The following is a 17,684-nucleotide window of genomic DNA, read 5'->3' as shown; positions in this document are numbered from 1 at the left end:
CAGGAGACGACGATGACGGAGCGGACCACCGGAGGGTTCACGACGCGACAGGTCCACGTGGGGACGGATGCCGCGACGGCGACCCCGCGCGCCCTGCCGATCCACCTCACGGCAGGCTTCACCTTCGACTCGTTCGACGACGCCGCCGCCCACTTCGGTGCCGGCGACGGGTACGGGTACACCCGCACCGGCAACCCCACCGTCGACGCCGTCGAGCGCAAGCTCGCGTCGCTCGAGGGCGGTGCCGAGGCGGTCCTCCTCGCGTCGGGACAGGCCGCCCTCGCCGTCGCGTTGCTCGGGCTCGTCAGCGCCGGATCGCACATCGTCAGCTCGACGCACATCTACGAGGGCACCCGCGGCCTGCTCGTCGACAACCTGGCCCGACTCGGGATCGAGACGACCTTCGTCGACGACATCCACGACCCGGATGCCTGGCGCCGCGCGATCCGCCCGGAGACGCGCGTGCTCCTCGGCGAGTCGATCGCCAACGCCCGCAACGACGTCCTGGACATCGCGGCGGTCGCCGCGATCGGCGACGCCGCCGGCATCCCCCTCATCGTCGACAACACGTTCGCGACGCCGTATCTGCTGCGTCCCCTCGAACACGGCGCCGCGATCGTCGTCCACTCGGCGAGCAAGTTCCTCGCCGGGCAGGGCGCCGTGCTCGGGGGCGTGATCGTCGACGACGGACGGTTCGACGCATCCCGTTCCGGCCGCCTCTTCCCGCACCTCGTCGACAGCGGCGCGGGCACGCCGAGCGTCTGGGAGCGCTACGGCGGGCGCGCGCGCATCGCCCACCTGCGGGAGAGCGTCGCACCGCGGTACGGGCCGACGCCCTCCCCGTTGACCGCATTCCTCATCGGTCAGGGCATCGAGACGCTCAGCCTCCGCGTGCAGCGCCAATCGGAGAACGCGCTCGCCATCGCCGGGTGGCTTACCGACCGCCCCGAGGTGGCGTCGGTCGACTACGCCGGGCTCGCCTCGCACCCCACCCACGACCTTGCGCGGACCTCCCTCCGCGGCGGGTTCGGCTCCGTCTTCACCGTCACGCTCCGCGGCGGGCTGCCGGCTGCGCGGGCGTTCGTCGAAGCGGTCTCGGTGATCACCCACATGACACACCTCGGCGACGTCCGCTCGCTCGTGCTGCATCCGGCGACGACCAGCCACGCCCGGCGCTCCCCCGCCGAGCGCGCGGCCCTGGGCGTCCACCCCGGCACGCTGCGGCTGTCCATCGGCATCGAGGACCTCGACGACCTGCTGGCCGATCTGGACCAGGCGCTCGCGGCAGCGGCATCCGCCGTCCGGCACGATGCGGGGGTGCTCGCATGAGCCGCCCGCAGCACTTCGGGTGGTTCCTCGCGCGCGGCTTCGGCCCGCACGGATGGGGCCACCCGTACCTCGACTGGGGATACGACTGGACCTCCCCCGCGCTGTACCAGGACGCCGTCCGGACCCTCGAGCAGGCGGGGTTCGATCTGCTCATCGTCGAAGACGCGCCGTCGCTGGGTTCGGCCGAGACGATCGACCTGCGGGTGCGCCAGGCCTTCGGCGGTCCGAAGCTCGACCCCCTGCTGCTGGCGCCGTACCTCTTCGCCGCCACCGAGCGCATCGGCATCGTCCCGACGGTGAACCCCGCCGCGACCCTGCCCTACACCGCCGCCCGGCAGTTCGCGACGCTGCAGCACCTCAGTGGGCACCGCCTCGGACTCAACGTCGTCACCGACACCGGCAGCGCCCGCCACTTCTCGACCTCTCCGCAGCTCGGTCACGACGCCGCGTACGACCGCGCCGAGGAGTGGATGTCGGCGATACGGGCGCTCTGGCGGAGCTGGCCCGACGGAGCGCTCATCGCCGATCCCGCCGCCGGCCGGTACGCGGACGGGACTCTGCTCGAACCGACAATCCACCGCGGTGAGTACTACGCGTTCGACGGCCCCCTCAACGCGATCCCGTTCACTGACGGGGAACCCGTCATCGTGTCTCCGGGCGGCTCACCGCGGGGCCTCGGCTTCGCCGGGGCGAACTCCGACGTGCAGCTCGCTCTCGCGCCGATGACCGAGGACTCCGTCCGCGGCTACCGCAGCCGCATCCACGACGCCGCGGTCGCGGCGGGTCGGCTGGCCGAGGACATCACGATCCTCTTCGCCATCCAGCCGGTCGTGGTCTCCTCCGCGGAGGAGGCGGACCGGATCGTCGCCGCCTCGCTCGAACCGGACGATGCGACGCTCCGACGGATCGCGGAACGGCAGTCGAGCGACCTCGAGACGGACCTGACGACCCTGGACCTCGACCGGCCCCTGGATCGGGGGATCTTCGGGGATCACGTCTCGCACGGCAGCATCCGCCGACTCGTGGGCGACCACGACGACGACGCACCCCTGCGACGGATCCTCGCGGCGCACGCACGCCTCGGCCGTCTGAGCGACGGCTCCGGCTGGGTCGGGACCGCCGACGAGCTCGCCGACCGCATCGAGGAGTACGGCGCGTGGGGCAACGACGGCGTGCTGCTCTGGGGCGACCTGCACCCCGTGACCGTGCACCGCACGCTCGACGAGCTCGTCCCGATCCTGCGACGCCGCGGCATCCTGCGCCGGGAGTACGAACCGACCCTCCGGGCGAACCTGCGACCGTTCTGAGGCGCCCCTCAGTCCTCCCGCGACGGGCGGGGGTCGACGGTCGGAGGCGTGCCCTGCTCGGCGGCGACGTCCTCGGCGTGGCCGACGGGCGTCGGTCCCGTCGCCGGAACGGGCTCGCGCAGCCCCTCCCGACGCGCGGCGACGAGACTGGCGACGGTCGCGACGACCATCGAGGCCACGATCACCCCGAGCGACACCCACGTGGAGATCTCGGGCGCCCACTCGATGTGCTCGCCGCCGTTGATGAACGGCAGCTCGTTCTCGCGCATCGCGTGCAGGACGAGCTTGACGCCGATGAAGGCGAGGATGAACGCGATGCCGAAGTGCAGGTACTTCAGCCGGTCGAGCAGACCGCCGAGCAGGAAGTAGAGCTGCCGCAGGCCCATCAGGGCGAAGATGTTCGCGGTGAAGACGATGAAGGCGCTCTGCGTGATGCCGAAGATCGCAGGGATCGAGTCGATCGCGAAGAGCAGGTCGGTCATGCCGAGGGCGGCGAACACGATGATCATCGGCGTGAAGACCTTCTTGCCGTCGATGACGGTGCGCACCTTCGCGCCGTCGTACTCCTCGCTGATCGACATGCGACGGCGGAGCAGGCGGACGACGAAGCTCTCCTTCTTCTCCTCGTCCTCGTCGTCCTCACTCGAGAAGGCCTGCTTCCAGGCCGTGTAGATGAGGAAGAGCCCGAAGAGGTAGAAGACCCAGCTGAACTGCTCGATGATCGCGGCACCGAGGAGGATGAAGATGCCGCGCAGGATCAGCGCGATGATGATGCCCACCATCAGCACCTTCTGCTGCGCCGCGCGCGGCACGGAGAACTGGCTCATGATGAGGACGAACACGAACAGGTTGTCGATCGACAGGCTGTACTCCGTCAGCCAGCCGGCGACGAACTGACCGGCGTAGTCGACGTCCGTCACGACCAGCATGATCAGCGCGAACACGAGCGCGAGGGCCACGTAGAAGACGACCCAGAGCGTCGACTCCTTCGTCGAGGGGACGTGCGGACGCTTGATGATCAGCAGCAGGTCGGCGACGAGGATGAGAGTCAGCACGACCAGCGAGCCGACCTCGAACCAGAGGGGGAGCTCCATGAGGGCCTTTCATGCGGGGGCGTCCCCCAGAGTACCTTTTGAGGTGCCTGAGACGATCCCCCGCGACGCGACACTCCCCCATCGACAGAACGAACGAGGATGCCATGGCCGACCCGCTCGCGAGGCGTGACGCGGACCTGGTGGCCGCCGCCGCGGGTGGCGATCAGCAGGCCTTCCGCGAGCTGTACCGCGCCTACGCGAGGCCGGTGTACTGGCTCGCCCATGGCCTCCTCGGGAACACGGCCGATGCGGAGGATGTCATGCAGGAGACCTTCCTGGTCGCGTGGCGGCGACTGCCGACGCTCGATCTCGTCAGCGAATCGCTGCTGCCGTGGCTCGTCACGATCTGCCGGTTCCAGAGCGCGAACCGGATGCGGCGGCAGCGCCGCGACCGGCTGCACACCGCCGGGGCGGTCGAGGAGACGCTCCCGGCCACGGTCGACGTCGAGGATCAGGTGATCGGCGGGGACCTGGCCGAGCGTGTGATGGCGGAGCTCGGGACCCTCTCCCCCCTCGACCAGCAGATCTTCCGGTTGTGCGCGACGGAAGGCTACGCGTACGCCGCCGCCGCCGCGGAGCTCGGGATCTCGCACGCGGTCGTCCGCAACCGCCTCTCGCGGGTGCGCACGAAGCTGCGCGCCATCGTCGGATCGGAGGGATCATGACCGGGCCCGACCTCGAGCTCCCCGAACTCACATCCGAGCGGCAGGACGACATCGAGGCCGCGCTGTTCGCCGACATCCGCGCCGAGGTCTCGCGCTCGACGAAGCAGTCGCAGCGCCGGCGGCGACGTGCCTGGGGGTACACGGGCGCCGCGGCCGCGGTCATCGTGGTCGCCGGGTTCGTCGGACCCGCTCTGAGCGGCACGGGGGCGGGCAGCAGCGCGGGCGGATCCGTGGGGCTGTACGACGAGGGTGCCGGCGGCGCCGTCGCACCCGAAGCGAACGGGGACCTCGGGGGCGACGGGGGCGGTGTCGCGGAGGAGAACGGCTCGACCGCCGCCACCGGGCGCGAGGTCGTCGCGACCAGTTCGACCGTCCTCGAAGCAGGAGACCCGGCCACCGCCGCCAGGGAGATCGGTGACCGCGCCGACACGGCCGGCGGGTACGTCGAGTCGATGAACGTCTCGGCTGCGTCGTCCGCGGAGTCGTCGGGCGACGTCGCGACCTCCTCTGCGGACGGCACCTGGATCACCGTGCGCGTGCCGGCGGACACGCTGAGCGACTTCCTCGCCGATCTCGACGACGTGGGCGAGGTCCGGTCCTCGGAGATCTCGCGAGAGGACGTCACCGCCCAGTCGACCGACCTCCGCGCACGGATCTCGGCGCTGCAGACCTCCGTCGACCGCTTGGAGTCGCTGATCTCGGATGCCGCCACCACGGCCGACCTGCTGACCGCCGAGGAGGCGCTCTCGCAGCGACAGGCGGAGCTCGACTCGCTCCGGGCGCAGTCCGACGCGCTGGCCGACGACGTCGCCCTCTCGAGCGCCACGATCACCGTCACCGAGCCGGGTGAGGTCGTCGCCGCCGACCCGCAGGGTTTCGGCGACGGTTTCGCGACCGGATGGAATGCGCTCGTCGCGACACTGAACGGAATCGTCCTGGGTCTGGGATTCCTGCTCCCCTGGCTCGTCGTCGCCGGCATCGTCCTCGCCGTCGTCCAGGTGGTGCGCCGGGCACGACGCCGAGCACGGGTGCGGAGTGGATCGCCGGAGGCCTGAGATGCCGCGACGCGCCGAAACGACGACACCCCCGACCTGGTGGTCGGGGGTGTCGTCTGTCTGGTGACCCCAGCGGGATTCGAACCCGCGTTACCGCCGTGAGAGGGCCTTTTCAGCGTTTTCCGTGGGTGTCGCGAGGCTTGAAAACCGTGAATTTATGCGGTTTATGGATGGTACCTACCGGTACATGCTGTTTTCGAGTGTGGGCAAATTGTGGGCAAATGGGCAAATTACCGCCCGCTGCCGGAAGCTTTTATGCCGCCTTTGTGGCGGCTGTGACGACGGTCCAAAAGTGGCGCCAGCCGAGACGCTCCCGGTGACAGTGTTGGGTAGGTTTTGGACCTATCGACCAATGGATGGAGTAGTCGGCGCGCCGTGCCCTGTGAACGGTCCAATGCCTTCGAACGGATCGACCGCCGGCGCGCGTCGGGGCTCTTGAAGCCGGACTTCTGGCGCGACTCCATCGGTTCGCGCACGGTCCATCAACCGTGTAGCGGTGCTTTGGCTTGTGTGGAGTGTATCGGCGACGAGTTTGAGCGGCGGGAAACTGATCGCGCCTGCGACACGATAGATTGCGACGGCGTCAATGAGCGCTGCTTCGGGAGTCCGGCCGGTGCGTCCGCGTTGGTGGGCGAGAAATTGGTGAACGGGTATCGGCGTATCCGTTCCCTCGTCGACGGTGACGACTTCCATCGCGGATCTCGTAAGGATCCAGTGCGTACGGATCTCCCGGAGGTTCTGACTGGTGATATCGATGCCACCACTCCCCCGCTCCAGCGACACGAAGACGACTGCGCTGCGCCCGAGCGCTGAATCCCATTCCGCGCGGACGGTGATAGCTCCGGGTACGTCGTCTTCGTCCGTGACGCGGGCGCACCACGAACTGGGGAGGCTCACCCCGCTGCCCAGGTCGATCCTCTTTTTGCTGACGTCAAAGGTCTCGATGTCTGTCACAGGCTCCACTATTCCATGGCTTGACGGAAAGGCGAAGAGGAGCGTCGCTCTTGGTTCACATTTGTGGTACCTTGCGTCGGAGGAGAGTGTCGATCTTCACTCAGAAAGGAATGCTGCCATGCAGAAGTCGCCAGATTGTCTGGCTCTCACGATGAAGGATGCCGCTGATCTTGTTGGCGTCGACTACCGCACGATCAGGCTCGGCGTCGAGCGGGGAACGATTCCCAGTGTGCAACTTGGGCCGCGGCGGATGATTCCCCGTGCCGCTCTCCTGCGCCTCTTTGGCGTGGAGGTCTGACGCTCCACGTTCGTTGTGTTGCTGGTCATATTTACCTTGAATTCACCTCGCTCTTCACCTTCGCTCCGATAATGGCCGATCTAGCGGTCGACGAGGGCGTAGTGCCCGAAGGGAGCGGTTGGTAAGCGCAGCACGACGCGCAGCGGCGAGCGGAGTCTGCAAATAGCGACCGCAGGGAATGGAGCACTCCTCGACCGCTACCCTCTCGGCGCCGGAGGGCGGGCACGCGTAGAGCAATCACGCACCCATCTCCGAGGTCACAGCCACGACATCCCGTGTCCGCCAGACACCGGCGCCCCGTAGCCCTGCGGCGCCATCGCGCGCACTCTTGCGGCCCGGCGCAGCTCGGAATCTGCGGCGCGCATCGAGTCGTCGATCGTGAGTTCGGTCGTTCCTCGGAGCATCGTCGCGGCCACACCGACGCGCGCGGCGGCATCAGTTTTGGCCACACAGATGGCCTCATTGTGGTGGCGTCCTCGAGTAAGCCCGACATAGAGTCCCGCTGCATCAACGTTTGGGCCGACGATGGCGGCGTCCATGGTGTCCCCCTGCACACCGTGGACAGTGGTCGCGTAAGCGAGCTGCACGTACTCGAGCGCATAGTCGCGGCTTACGCGGCTCCGCACGCCGCTATCGGTCGGTGACAACAGGCCAATGGAATCGGGACCGATGCGGTCGACGATCCACTGCGCGCGATTGTGGACGCCGGTGTTTCGGTCGTTGCGGCGTGTTTGCACGAGGTCGCCGAGGAGGATGCGCTGTTCACCTATTCCCATCGCGAGCGATGTCGCGTCCAGTTCACCGATGTCGATGCGGCGTTGCTGGATCTCAGTATTGACGGCATCGACTTCGCTGTTGGTTCCGCACACCAGCGCGACGCGCCGTCCGTGTCCACGCCAGTGGAAGTAGCCGTCGACGAGCGCCGCTCGAGCCTGCTCGAGGTTATCGACGCGGCGCACGTGGCCGGTGGTGATGAGTTCGTCGGCGATCTTCAACGCGTGATCGCGGTCGCGAGGGTTGCGAAGTTGAAGGGTGAGCGCGGCGTATTCGGGATCGTGGAAGCGACGTACGGTGTCCAGTTCCACCGCGGCGGTCGCGTGCCGGATCGCCGATGCCATCGCGCCGGCATGGCCGACGGGCAGAGCCTGGTTCGTGTCGCCGACCATCGCCAAACTGGCGCCCTTTTCCAGGACAAGTTCGGTGAGAGAATCCGCGGTCTGCAGATCAACCATTCCCGCTTCATCGACGACGATGCGGTCTCTCGCCGACAGCGGGAACCTTGCGGGACCGGCGTACGTGACCCCGGTTACGGAATCGACCTCACCTACACCGAGCCGGCACCATTAGGTCGAGCCTGCGGCGCCGCGATACCAGCGGTAACCGTGATCTGCCAGGAGCGCATGCACGCTGGAAGCTTCAGCGCCGGTCTCGCGTGCTGCCACCGACGCGGCCTTGCTGGTGGGCGCGACCACCAGCATCCGCCGCCGTTGCGCAGTCAGCGAGACGAAGGCCGCCCGCAGCATCGTCGTCTTCCCCGCGCCGGCCGGGCCCGTCACCGCGACCAGACCGTGCGTACCAGCGATCGCGCATGCCGCAGCGAGCTGTGACTGGTCGAGACGATCGAATTCGTCGACCGATGCTGCGGCTCGACGCATCTCATTGGGGAGCTGTGATCGACCAGGCGCAGACAACGCGTCAAAGCGTCCCGCGAGGCGGATCTTGAGTCGCATCGTGTCGGTCGCCATGAAAGCCTTCACGTGGCCGGGCACGCCTTCTGCATCTGTGAGCTTCACCGCATGACCGCGAGCCAAGAGCGCGATTTCTTCGATGAGTTCCTCGAGGACCGCACGATCCGCGACGATCCCAGTCCTGGACACTGCACGAATGGCACCGGCGCGCAGATCGAACAGACTGAAACGGCCACCCGATGAGGTCGAGCGTTCGTCGGCGTCTGCCAGCGCGCGAGCAGCGAGCAGATCGATGTCGAGCTCAGCAATCGCGACGTCGGGGACATTGTGCGCCACTCGCGGGGTAGTGATGTTGACGTCAACTGCGGCGAGTTCGTCACGGACGGAGGCTTCCCATGTCTGTTCGTCCAAGTGTGCCGGCTTGTTCGGGCGCGACACAGCCCACGCGCGTCGATCGATCTGCGCGAGCACCGCCACCGATGGCTGGGACCCGAGGTGTGCGGCACTCCATTGCGCGATCAGCCTCACGCGGTTGGCTTCGATCTGCGCCGATCTGCGTGAGAGCGGCTGCACGGCGGACGCGAGTTCCGCGATCTCGCCCTCGGCGCCGATCGTGTATCCATGGCGTGCGAGCGCGGCGATCCAGTCTGGGTCAGTGCGAGCTGCGAGCTCACCTTCCGCGTTGACGACGGTGTGAAATCTCATGGCGACGCGTGAGTCCACGTTGGTCCACTTGCCGTCTTCGCCTTGAACCTTCACGTTCAACCAGAGATGACGGTGGGCGTGCGGGTCGAGCGCCCGGGAGCGCCGGTGCTGCAACTCGACGACCTCGAGCCGCGCGATTGACTCGCGAACGAGCCCGCCGTGTCCCCGACGAGCATTCAGTTCGCGTTGCCAAAGGATAAGGATGCGGTCGCGAAGCCGGTCTTGGAGCGCTTCGAATGCGATCGCGAGCTCGGGGTGCAGTAGTGCCGCGATGCTGTACGACTTGGGATGGTTGAGCGTGCCGTCAAGCAGGAGATCGGCGTCTGGTCGGAGTAGGGACGTGCCCCTTTCCTCCCCTGTCGCTGGATCGTGCCCGGTGAGCCATACCCTCAGGCCGCCAGCAGACAGGCCGTCCGATCGGACGGCGCCGTCTTGGACGACGTACCTTGTCACCGTCGAATCGGCGGACTCGCTATAGATCGCCAGCGCATCCGAGCCAGTCGAATGCTGCAGGTGCGCGTCGCAAGTTCCCTCGAGTGCGTAAGCGATCGCATGTCGAACCCCACGGGAATCGACACCCCGCTTCCAACGCTCCAAACCGCCGCGCATGGCGCTCAGGCTACGCCCGTTTATGTCTAAATGGAAGGCGCTTACACATTGGTGCCTGCGTGCATTACCACTGGTGTTCTTACTGTGCGTAGTCGTCCTGCATTTGGGACTGTTTCAGTAACGGTGTTTCCGGCGGTTTTCATTTAGTAGGTCTCTGCGGCCGGCCAGCGGTCGGCGAAGGTGATGGCGAATGCGTTGAGAGCGGGCTTCCAGCGCATTGTCCATCGGGTGCGGCCACGCCCTGTGGGGTCGAGGCTACGGGTGACAAGATACAGGCCCCGTTCAGGCGGCGTTGCCGCTTGCGCACGATCTGCGGCTCGAACGACCCGTCCCGGTCCCGAGGAACATCGATGGTGACCTGCCCGGTCGCTTCGGTCAGCACCGTCTTGGGCCTCGTGCCATTGCGCACGTTTCCGCCGTCGCGGTCGGGCCGGCACGGTTCTTCTCGTGCCCGAGGTGTTCGGTGAGCTCCTCGTTCAGCGCGGTCTCGAGCACGTTCTTCGTGAACAGCTTCAACAGCCCATCCGGCCCGGTCAGGGCCAGGCACTGCTCCTTGGCAAGCCGGACCAGCTCCGCCGCCGCAGCAGCCTCCGCGGATCGGTCATCGTTCTGGTGCTTCTTCGGACTCACAACGTCCAGTGTCGTGCTCATCACGGCACCTTTCCCGCCACGCATCACGCGCGGCGCGTCAGGCCGGAAACACCGCTAAATCCACAGTCCCAGCGAGGCACCGCGCGAGCTTCGCCTGCGCCAGAACGTGTCGCGAAACCCTACGGATAGGGGGTGTCTCTCCCGCAGATCACGGCCGCGCTGACAACTCGAGCGAGAAAGCCCTAGGTCAGCGACTTCGCGATCTGACGACTGTCGTGAGATTCGACAGGCAGCTACTTCCTGCAGGCGAAGAATCCGGCCTCGCTCTAGGAGTGGTCTCGAACGGTACTAGGGCTCGACCCCGATGAGCACGGTGTCAGTGGGAGCAGCAGGGCGGGCCCACGGTGTTTGTCCCATTCGAAGGGGCCACAGACTACTTCGATCGGGGCCGACCAACAGGTCGTGTTGAACCTCCGCATGCGCACTCTCGTCGCGATGCTCGAGCAAGTAGGGCGCCGAGGAGTAGATGTCGAAGGCGATTCGCATCAGGTGGATGGGGTCGGGGTCTTCGGGTGGGTTTCGGACCCGGAGGGAGATCGGATCGAACTTTTGGGAGAGTTCTAGCGAGCTCACCCCTGTGGTCGAGTGCTCGGGTGTCCGCCGTCGGGAGTCATGGCTGACCAGGTCGAGAGCTACCTCAGGGCCGTGCGGATTCTTGGAACACAGCTACACATCTATCCCTGCACGAGGCGAATCCTGCGGGGTTCCATCAGTGCATCCTTCGGTTGTCGTTCTTGTCGTTCTTATCGCGCCGAGTGACGACGATCGCCTGTCCAGCGAAGATCACTGCGGCAACTGCCGCCGCCACAACAACGGTCATCAAGTCGGCCTGGGCCTTGAGCACCGTGAACGGCACGAGCACGGCGAAATCAAGCACGATCGTCAGGGCAGGGAGCCACCAGTTCGCCTCGATCTTCTCACGGAGATGCCGGATGACGCCCCATTGCACAGCGATATCCATCGTGAGGTAGAGGAAGACACCCATCGACGCGATCTGGCTGAGATCGAGCAGCGCGGTGGCGGTGATCGCGAGGCCCGCGGTGATCAGCATGGGCTGGTGGGGCACCTTCTTCGGCAGCGACGGAGCTTGTTTCATCTCCTGGAGCATCCCGTACAGACGCGACACGGAGAATAGGCTCGCGAGGAGCCCGGACAACGTCGCGACGACCGCGATGGCGACGGTCAGCCCTATTCCCCATGCCCCGAACAGTGGCTTGGCTGCTTCGGCGAGGGCGTAGTTTCGGGCGTCGACGGCGCCTTTCGCGCCGATGCTCGCTTCGACCGACAGGGTGATCAGCAGATAGAGCACCGCGCAGATGGCGATGGAGATGACGATGGAGCGGGCGATGTTCTTCTTCGCGTTCTGGATGTCATCGCCCTGATTGGTGATCGTCGTGAATCCCTTGTAAGCGAGGACGCAGAGCGCGACGCCGGCGAGTATCCCGAACGGCTGCACCGGATCGCCGGAGGCCTTGGAAAGGAGCCCGTCACCGGACGCGGCGGCGGCGATCAGGCCACCGATAGCGAGGACGGCGATTCCGACGATCTTTATGATCGCGGTTGTCATCGCCGACTTTTCGACCAAGGAGTTGCCGACGAGGTTGACGATCGCGGCGGCGGCGATGGCCACTACTCCGAGGACCGGAACGAGAATGGCCGAGTCTTGCAGGCCGAACGGGCGCAGAATGTAGGTCCCGAAGGTGCGGGCAAGCAGGCTCTCTGCGACCACCATCGAGACGTACATGAAGAGGGTGAAGGAACCTGCGACGATGCCAGGACTGTAGGCATCCTTGAGCAGCATGGCGATGCCGCCCGCCGAAGGGTTGACGCTCGAGTATCGCGTGTAGGAGTACGAGCTGACTCCCGCCACGACGGCGCCCGCGAGGAAGGCCAGTGGGAACCAGTCCCCCGCGAACCCTGCGACCTGTCCGACGAGCGCGAAGATGCCAGCGCCGATCATGACGCCGGTGCCCAGCGATATCGACCCGACGAGGGATATCTTCTGATCTGCGTCTGTCACAACCACCGACTCCGTTCGACAGAGCTTCTCAAGAAGAGCTCTCACTTATACCTTAGGGGGGTATTGAGTGGGACGGGGCGCCGGGAGTGTATTCGGTACTTTTTGGGCCGGCGCAATACCCGGGGGAAGTATGCTCGCGAGTGAGGTTCCGAAGCCCTATTCCATGACACGAATGAACCGACGCGCGACGGCGTCGTCTCTTCTGGTGCCCACTGTGCTCTTGGCGTTGCTGGTTACTGTCGGGATCCTCGGAATGCACACCGTGTCGACCGCTCCCATGGCCTCCGCTACCGCGTCCACTGTGGAGATCGCGTCGATGGACGCGCATGCGTTGGCGACCACCTCTCATCCCGCTCCGGATTCAGGCTGCGCTGATTGTGGCGCTGGCGGCGGCCACAGCGCCATGATGCTGGCATGCGTGCTGGGCTTGCTTGTGGTCGTGTTGCTGGCCGCGAAGTCGACTCCGGGACTCCTCCGTGCACGCGGACCGAGCCTCGCTCCCGCCTTCGTCTTGCCGCGAGTGTTCGTCTCGCTGCGTCCGCCCTCTTTGATTGAGTTGTCGATCAGTCGTACGTGAGTGCTCTTTCCCGGCCGCCCGGTCGGAAAGACTCTGCCCCCTGGTGGGCACCACGTACTGCTTCAACGACACATATAAGAGGACTTTCCACAATGAACAGAATTCGAATGACTGCGCTGACGGCCGCTCCACTGGCTCTCGCGCTTGTGCTGGCCGGCTGCGCCGGCGGTGCCGACAACTCGATGCCGGGGATGGATGGTGGCACCATGCCGCCATCGTCGTCTGCCACGGCACAGGATGGCTTCAACGCTGCGGACTCGATGTTCGCGATGATGATGATCCCGCATCACGAGCAAGCCGTGGAGATGAGCGACATGATTCTCGCGAAAGACGGCATCGACGACAGCGTTCAGGATCTGGCGCGGCAGATCAAAGCAGCGCAGGGCCCAGAGATCGAGTTGATGCAGTCTTGGCTGGACGGCTCGGGAATGTCCGCGTCGGACGGCATGGACGGTATGGGCGACGGGATGATGTCCGGCGACGACATGGCGACGCTCGAGGCCGCAAGCGGCGCGGAAGCGTCGCGCCTTTACCTTGAGCAGATGATCGTCCATCACGAGGGCGCTCTTGAGATGGCACAGGCCGAGTTGCAGAACGGCAGCAGCCCGGATGCACTCGAACTCGCACAAACGATCGTCGACGCGCAGACGAGCGAGATCGCTCTCATGCAAGAACTGCTCACCTCTCTTTGATGTCGCATGCGGGGGCGCTGTGGATCTACGGCGCCCCCGCCCCGCCGACCTCGCTACTTCTTGAAAGGGCTTTACATGCGTTTCTCACTACGTGTGACGACCGGAGTCATCGCGCTCTCACTTCTCACCCTCACCGGATGCTCGGCCGCCAAAACAGCTTCCGCTCCCACCGACTCTGCCGAGGCTGCCACCGCGATATCTCACGTGCATGCGATCGTCGCCGATCCGGCCGGTGAAGGATTCCTTCTTGGAACCCATGAGGGCATCTACGCCGTTGACGCGACCGGTGCCCTCGGCGGGCGTGTCGGGAGCGCTGATTTCGACGCAATGGGCCTCACCGCCACCGACGGCACCCTGCTCGCCTCAGGCCACCCTGGCGCGAACACACCCGCCGAGTGGGGAGCCCCGCACCTGGGGATCATCCGCAGCAAGGATGGTGCCGCCTCGTGGGAGCCTGTCACGTTCACGGGACAGAAGGACTTCCACGCCATGACCTCTGGTCCAGGCGGCACGGTCTTCGCGCTCGCCACCGACAGTCCGGAGTTGCTCTCCAGCACCGATAACGGCGACTCGTGGTCGTCGACGGGAGCGACCACTGACGCCGTCGCGTTCGCCGTGGATTGGGAGGGGCGCGTGATCGCCGCGACACCCGAAGGCACCCAGCTCAGCACCGACGGCGGGGCCTCGTTCAGCCCATGGGCAGACGCTCCTGCCGTGTACCGCGTCGCGGCGTCCCCCGATCACGAACTGGTCGTGGGAGTCGACACCGACAACACGATCTGGGTGACCTCGGCGGCGGGTGCGTGGACCGAAGCGGGCGCCGTCCAGGGCTCCGCGCAGGCCGTCGCGATCACGAACACCGGCGATATCGTCCTCGTTGACGAGCGCGGCCTCAGCTACCTGCCCGCATCGAACTGACCTCGAACTGGTGCTCGGGAATGCCCCGCGCACCAGTTCGGTTGTATGGTGGGAGTACCCCCTAGGGGTACCCCCGTCAAATGAAAGGTGCGAACAATGGAAACGACAGAGTTTCAGGTAACCGGCATGACGTGCGGGCATTGCGAGAAGTCGGTGCGCGACGAAGTATCGAAGGTGGCCGGTGTCACAGACATCGACGTCAACGTAGGAACCGGCAAGCTCGTCGTGTCCTCTTCGCAGCCCGTCGAGGTCTCCGCCGTGATCGCTGCTGTCGATGAGGCAGGGTACGAAGCGGTCGCAGCCTAATGGCCACGGGGGCGGACGAGCGCAATTCGTCCACGAGGAGCGTCCGGTGAGCACCGATGCCGCAGACGACACCCGCATCGAGCTGGAGATCGGCGGGATGACCTGTGCATCCTGCGCGATGCGCATCGAGAAGAAGCTCAACAAGCTCGACGGCGTCACCGCGACGGTGAACTATGCCACCGAGAAGGCGCAGCTCACTGCCCCCGCGACCCTTGACCCCGCGGTCCTGATCGCCGAGGTCGAGAACACCGGCTACACCGCCGTCCTCCCCACGCCGGCAACTCCCGAGGAGGATCGCAGCGACGACGCGGAGCTTCGCAGCCTCCGTCGCCGGCTGATCGTCTCGGCGACGCTTTCGGTTCCCGTCATCCTGATGGCGATGATCCCGGCCCTGCAGTTTCCGTACTGGCAATGGGTCTCGCTCGTCCTGGCTGCACCCGTTGTGATCTGGGGTGCGTGGCCCTTCCACCGTGCCGCGTGGCTGAATCTGCGTCACGGCGCCGCGACGATGGACACCCTGATCAGCATCGGCACGTCCGCCGCGTTCTTGTGGTCGCTGTATGCGCTGTTCTTCGGGACCGCCGGTCACATCGGCATGACCCACGAATTCACGTTCACTGTCACCCCCAGTGACGGGGCGGGGAACATCTACTTCGAGGTCGCCGCGGGAGTCACCACGTTCGTGCTCGCGGGCCGCTACTTCGAAAAACGGGCCAAGAAGCAGGCCGGCGCCGCCCTCCGCGCTCTCCTGGAAATGGGCGCCAAGGACGTTGCCGTCCTCCATGCCGGCGTCGAAACCCGCATCCCCGTCGCGGAACTGCGGGTCGGCGACGAGTTCGTCGTGCGCCCCGGCGAGAAGATCGCCACCGACGGGATCATCACCACCGGCGCATCGGCGGTTGATCAGTCCATGCTCACCGGCGAATCAATACCGGTGGAAGTCGCCGAAGGTGACTCGGTTACCGGCGCGACCGTCAACGCCGACGGACGCCTCGTCGTCCGCGCCACCCGGATCGGGTCCGACACGCAGCTCGCGCAGATGGCGCAACTCGTCGAAGACGCCCAGTCCGGGAAAGCCGACGTGCAGCGTCTCGCCGACCGCATCTCCGGGATCTTCGTCCCCATCGTCCTTGTCATCGCGGTCCTCACCCTCGCGACCTGGTTGGCCCTCGGATTCGGTGCCAACGCCGCGTTCACCGCCGCTGTTGCGGTGCTCATCATCGCGTGCCCCTGCGCACTCGGCCTCGCCACACCGACCGCCCTTTTGGTGGGGACCGGGCGGGGCGCTCAGTTGGGCATCATCATCAAGGGCCCCGAGATCCTCGAATCCACCCGCCGCGTCGACACGATTGTCCTGGACAAGACCGGCACGGTCACCACGGGACGGATGGCACTGCTCGACGTCATCACCGCTCCCGGCGAGTCCCGCGATGAGGTCCTGCGTCTTGCCGGCGCGGTGGAGGATGCCTCCGAACACCCCATCGCCCAGGCCATCGCGAAAGCCGCCACCCAGAACACCGGTGTACTGCCCGACGTCGAGTCGTTCCAGAACGTCCCCGGCAAGGGCGTCACCGGCGTCACCGACGGACGCGCCCTGCTCGTGGGACGCACCGCCCTGCTCGAAGAATGGTCCGTTCACCCGGACGCCGACCTCGTCGCCGCGAAAGACGCGGCCGAAGCTCACGGGCAGACCGCGGTACTCGTCGCGTGGGACGGTAAAGCTCGCGGAGTCCTGGTCGTCGCCGACCAGATCAAACCCACCAGCGTCGAGGCAATCACACAGTTCAAGGCCCTGGGCCTCACCCCGATCCTCCTCACCGGCGACAACCCGACAGCCGCCGCGCACATCGCGGGCCAGGTCGGCATCGATCAGGTCATCGCCGAAGTCCTCCCCTCCGAAAAGGTCGACGTGATCACACGCCTGCAGGGCGAAGGCAAAGTCGTCGCGATGGTCGGCGACGGCGTCAACGATGCCGCGGCCCTCGCGCAGGCCGACCTCGGCATGGCCATGGGCACCGGCAGCGACGTCGCAATCGAAGCATCCGACATCACCCTCGTCCGCGGCGACCTCCGTTCCGCCGCCGACGCCATCCGCCTCTCCCGCCGCACCCTGGGCACCATCAGAGGCAACCTGTTCTGGGCCTTCGCGTACAACGCTGCCGCGATCCCCCTCGCCGCATTCGGGCTCCTCAACCCCATGATCGCCGGCGCCGCAATGGCCTTCTCCAGCGTCTTCGTCGTCGGCAACAGCCTTCGCCTGCGCCGCTTCCGCTCCCACGCGACCGCGTCCCCCGCGTCGCAACCCGCCCCCACTCCCGCGCTGCAAAACGCGTAACGAAAGAAGCCGACCATGCCGCACAGCACCACGGAAGACGCGAGCGCAGAAGAACCACACGCGCACCACGGCTACATCACCGACAAGGCCAAGTACCTCAGTCGGATGAAGCGCATCGAAGGGCAAGCTCGCGGAATCTCCCGCATGGTCGAAGAAGAGAAGTACTGCATCGACATCCTCACGCAGGTCAGCGCACTCACCAACGCTCTGCAAGCGGTCGCGCTCGGACTCGTGGACGACCACCTCAAACACTGCGTGCTCGACGCCGCTCGGGCCGGCGGCGACGAAGCCGACGCGAAGATCAAAGAAGCCACCGACGCCATCGCCCGGCTCGTCCGCTCGTGATGGCGCCCAACCGGACGCAACTAATCGTCCGCTTGATGCGACGCTTCGCTACTGCTTAGGCGATGAGGCTATTGATCGCGATCGCCATCCATGCGACGGCGCCCGTGGTCGGCGGCGTAGGCCGCGAGAAGGTCAG

General features: G+C 66.3%; 14 protein-coding genes and 2 pseudogenes. 11 read left to right on the top strand and 5 right to left on the bottom strand.

The features are described from left to right. Positions 1–12: 12 nt before the first annotated feature. Complete coding sequence (locus ACPEH0_RS02160) at positions 13–1,329, top strand: O-acetylhomoserine aminocarboxypropyltransferase/cysteine synthase family protein (protein ID WP_366213124.1); 1,317 nt, start codon at positions 13–15, stop codon at positions 1,327–1,329. Continuing rightward, complete coding sequence (locus ACPEH0_RS02155) at positions 1,326–2,636, top strand: LLM class flavin-dependent oxidoreductase (protein ID WP_366213125.1); 1,311 nt, start codon at positions 1,326–1,328, stop codon at positions 2,634–2,636. The genes ACPEH0_RS02160 and ACPEH0_RS02155 overlap by 4 nt, the downstream gene beginning before the upstream one ends. An 8-nt stretch (positions 2,637–2,644) precedes the next feature. Here ACPEH0_RS02155 and ACPEH0_RS02150 read toward each other — a convergent pair whose 3' ends face one another. Next, positions 2,645–3,730: a TerC family protein gene (locus ACPEH0_RS02150; protein WP_366213126.1), complete on the bottom strand. Its 1,086-nt coding sequence runs from the start codon at positions 3,728–3,730 to the stop codon at positions 2,645–2,647. A gap of 104 nt (positions 3,731–3,834) precedes the next feature. Between ACPEH0_RS02150 and ACPEH0_RS02145 the strand changes: the two genes are divergently transcribed. After that, positions 3,835–4,395: an RNA polymerase sigma factor gene (locus ACPEH0_RS02145; protein ID WP_366213127.1), complete on the top strand. Its 561-nt coding sequence runs from the start codon at positions 3,835–3,837 to the stop codon at positions 4,393–4,395. Further along, positions 4,392–5,450, top strand: coding sequence for a DUF4349 domain-containing protein (locus tag ACPEH0_RS02140; protein ID WP_366213128.1), 1,059 nt, complete (start codon positions 4,392–4,394; stop codon positions 5,448–5,450). Before ACPEH0_RS02145 ends, ACPEH0_RS02140 begins: the two co-directional genes overlap by 4 nt. 342 nt (positions 5,451–5,792) lie before the next feature. Here ACPEH0_RS02140 and ACPEH0_RS02135 read toward each other — a convergent pair whose 3' ends face one another. After that, positions 5,793–6,404: a hypothetical protein gene (locus ACPEH0_RS02135; RefSeq protein WP_359917730.1), complete on the bottom strand. Its 612-nt coding sequence runs from the start codon at positions 6,402–6,404 to the stop codon at positions 5,793–5,795. Between the two features lie 118 nt (positions 6,405–6,522). On the opposite strand from ACPEH0_RS02135, the gene ACPEH0_RS02130 reads away from it, so the two are divergent. Next, positions 6,523–6,702, top strand: coding sequence for a helix-turn-helix domain-containing protein (locus ACPEH0_RS02130; RefSeq protein WP_359917727.1), 180 nt, complete (start codon positions 6,523–6,525; stop codon positions 6,700–6,702). A gap of 257 nt (positions 6,703–6,959) precedes the next feature. Here the strand turns inward: ACPEH0_RS02130 and ACPEH0_RS02125 are convergent. From ACPEH0_RS02125 to ACPEH0_RS02115, 3 genes and pseudogenes are all read right to left on the bottom strand, one after another. After that, positions 6,960–9,704 (bottom strand): annotated as a pseudogene (locus ACPEH0_RS02125) (AAA family ATPase). A gap of 277 nt (positions 9,705–9,981) precedes the next feature. Next, a pseudogene (locus ACPEH0_RS02120) lies at positions 9,982–10,355 on the bottom strand (transposase); the annotation flags it as partial. Between the two features lie 709 nt (positions 10,356–11,064). Continuing rightward, positions 11,065–12,375 carry an APC family permease gene (locus ACPEH0_RS02115; RefSeq protein WP_366213129.1) on the bottom strand — a complete coding sequence of 437 codons (1,311 nt, stop codon included), beginning with the start codon at positions 12,373–12,375 and terminating at the stop codon, positions 11,065–11,067. A 130-nt stretch (positions 12,376–12,505) separates the two neighbouring features. Here ACPEH0_RS02115 and ACPEH0_RS02110 point away from each other — a divergent pair, with 130 nt between their 5' ends. The 6 genes from ACPEH0_RS02110 (at position 12,506) to ACPEH0_RS02085 (ending at position 17,548) form a co-directional block, all read left to right on the top strand. Further along, complete coding sequence (locus ACPEH0_RS02110; RefSeq protein ID WP_423719404.1) at positions 12,506–12,952, top strand: DUF6153 family protein; 447 nt, start codon at positions 12,506–12,508, stop codon at positions 12,950–12,952. 107 nt (positions 12,953–13,059) lie between these two features. After that, the gene (locus tag ACPEH0_RS02105) at positions 13,060–13,644 is read left to right on the top strand and encodes a DUF305 domain-containing protein (RefSeq protein WP_359917717.1); all 585 of its coding nucleotides are present in this window, start codon (positions 13,060–13,062) and stop codon (positions 13,642–13,644) included. Between the two features lie 93 nt (positions 13,645–13,737). Beyond that, a complete protein-coding gene (locus tag ACPEH0_RS02100; protein WP_366213131.1) occupies positions 13,738–14,562 on the top strand; it encodes a F510_1955 family glycosylhydrolase in 825 nt (274 codons plus the stop codon). Positions 14,563–14,658: 96 nt separating this feature from the next. Next, the gene (locus ACPEH0_RS02095; RefSeq protein WP_359917712.1) at positions 14,659–14,868 is read left to right on the top strand and encodes a heavy-metal-associated domain-containing protein; all 210 of its coding nucleotides are present in this window, start codon (positions 14,659–14,661) and stop codon (positions 14,866–14,868) included. Positions 14,869–14,914: 46 nt separating this feature from the next. Next, positions 14,915–17,203, top strand: a complete 2,289-nt coding sequence (locus tag ACPEH0_RS02090; RefSeq protein WP_366213132.1) for a heavy metal translocating P-type ATPase — start codon at positions 14,915–14,917, stop codon at positions 17,201–17,203. A 15-nt stretch (positions 17,204–17,218) separates the two neighbouring features. Beyond that, the gene (locus ACPEH0_RS02085; RefSeq protein WP_359917706.1) at positions 17,219–17,548 is read left to right on the top strand and encodes a metal-sensitive transcriptional regulator; all 330 of its coding nucleotides are present in this window, start codon (positions 17,219–17,221) and stop codon (positions 17,546–17,548) included. Positions 17,549–17,684 lie beyond the last annotated feature (136 nt).

It is taken from the genome of Microbacterium sp. NPDC079356 (assembly GCF_049545465.1).
Classification (GTDB): domain Bacteria; phylum Actinomycetota; class Actinomycetes; order Actinomycetales; family Microbacteriaceae; genus Microbacterium; species Microbacterium gawkjiense.
This window is presented reverse-complemented; position numbering and strand designations above follow the sequence as displayed.

Bases quoted from the DNA above. Each gene is read 5' to 3' on its own strand.
- ACPEH0_RS02160 (WP_366213124.1), top strand. From the start codon at position 13: ATGACGGAGCGGACCACCGGAGGGTTCACGACGCGACAGGTCCACGTG.
- ACPEH0_RS02155 (WP_366213125.1), top strand. From the start codon at position 1,326: ATGAGCCGCCCGCAGCACTTCGGGTGGTTCCTCGCGCGCGGCTTCGGC.
- ACPEH0_RS02150 (WP_366213126.1), bottom strand. From the start codon at position 3,730: ATGGAGCTCCCCCTCTGGTTCGAGGTCGGCTCGCTGGTCGTGCTGACT.
- ACPEH0_RS02145 (WP_366213127.1), top strand. From the start codon at position 3,835: ATGGCCGACCCGCTCGCGAGGCGTGACGCGGACCTGGTGGCCGCCGCC.
- ACPEH0_RS02140 (WP_366213128.1), top strand. From the start codon at position 4,392: ATGACCGGGCCCGACCTCGAGCTCCCCGAACTCACATCCGAGCGGCAG.
- ACPEH0_RS02130 (WP_359917727.1), top strand. From the start codon at position 6,523: ATGCAGAAGTCGCCAGATTGTCTGGCTCTCACGATGAAGGATGCCGCT.
- ACPEH0_RS02110 (WP_423719404.1), top strand. From the start codon at position 12,506: ATGCTCGCGAGTGAGGTTCCGAAGCCCTATTCCATGACACGAATGAAC.
- ACPEH0_RS02105 (WP_359917717.1), top strand. From the start codon at position 13,060: ATGACTGCGCTGACGGCCGCTCCACTGGCTCTCGCGCTTGTGCTGGCC.
- ACPEH0_RS02095 (WP_359917712.1), top strand. From the start codon at position 14,659: ATGGAAACGACAGAGTTTCAGGTAACCGGCATGACGTGCGGGCATTGC.
- ACPEH0_RS02085 (WP_359917706.1), top strand. From the start codon at position 17,219: ATGCCGCACAGCACCACGGAAGACGCGAGCGCAGAAGAACCACACGCG.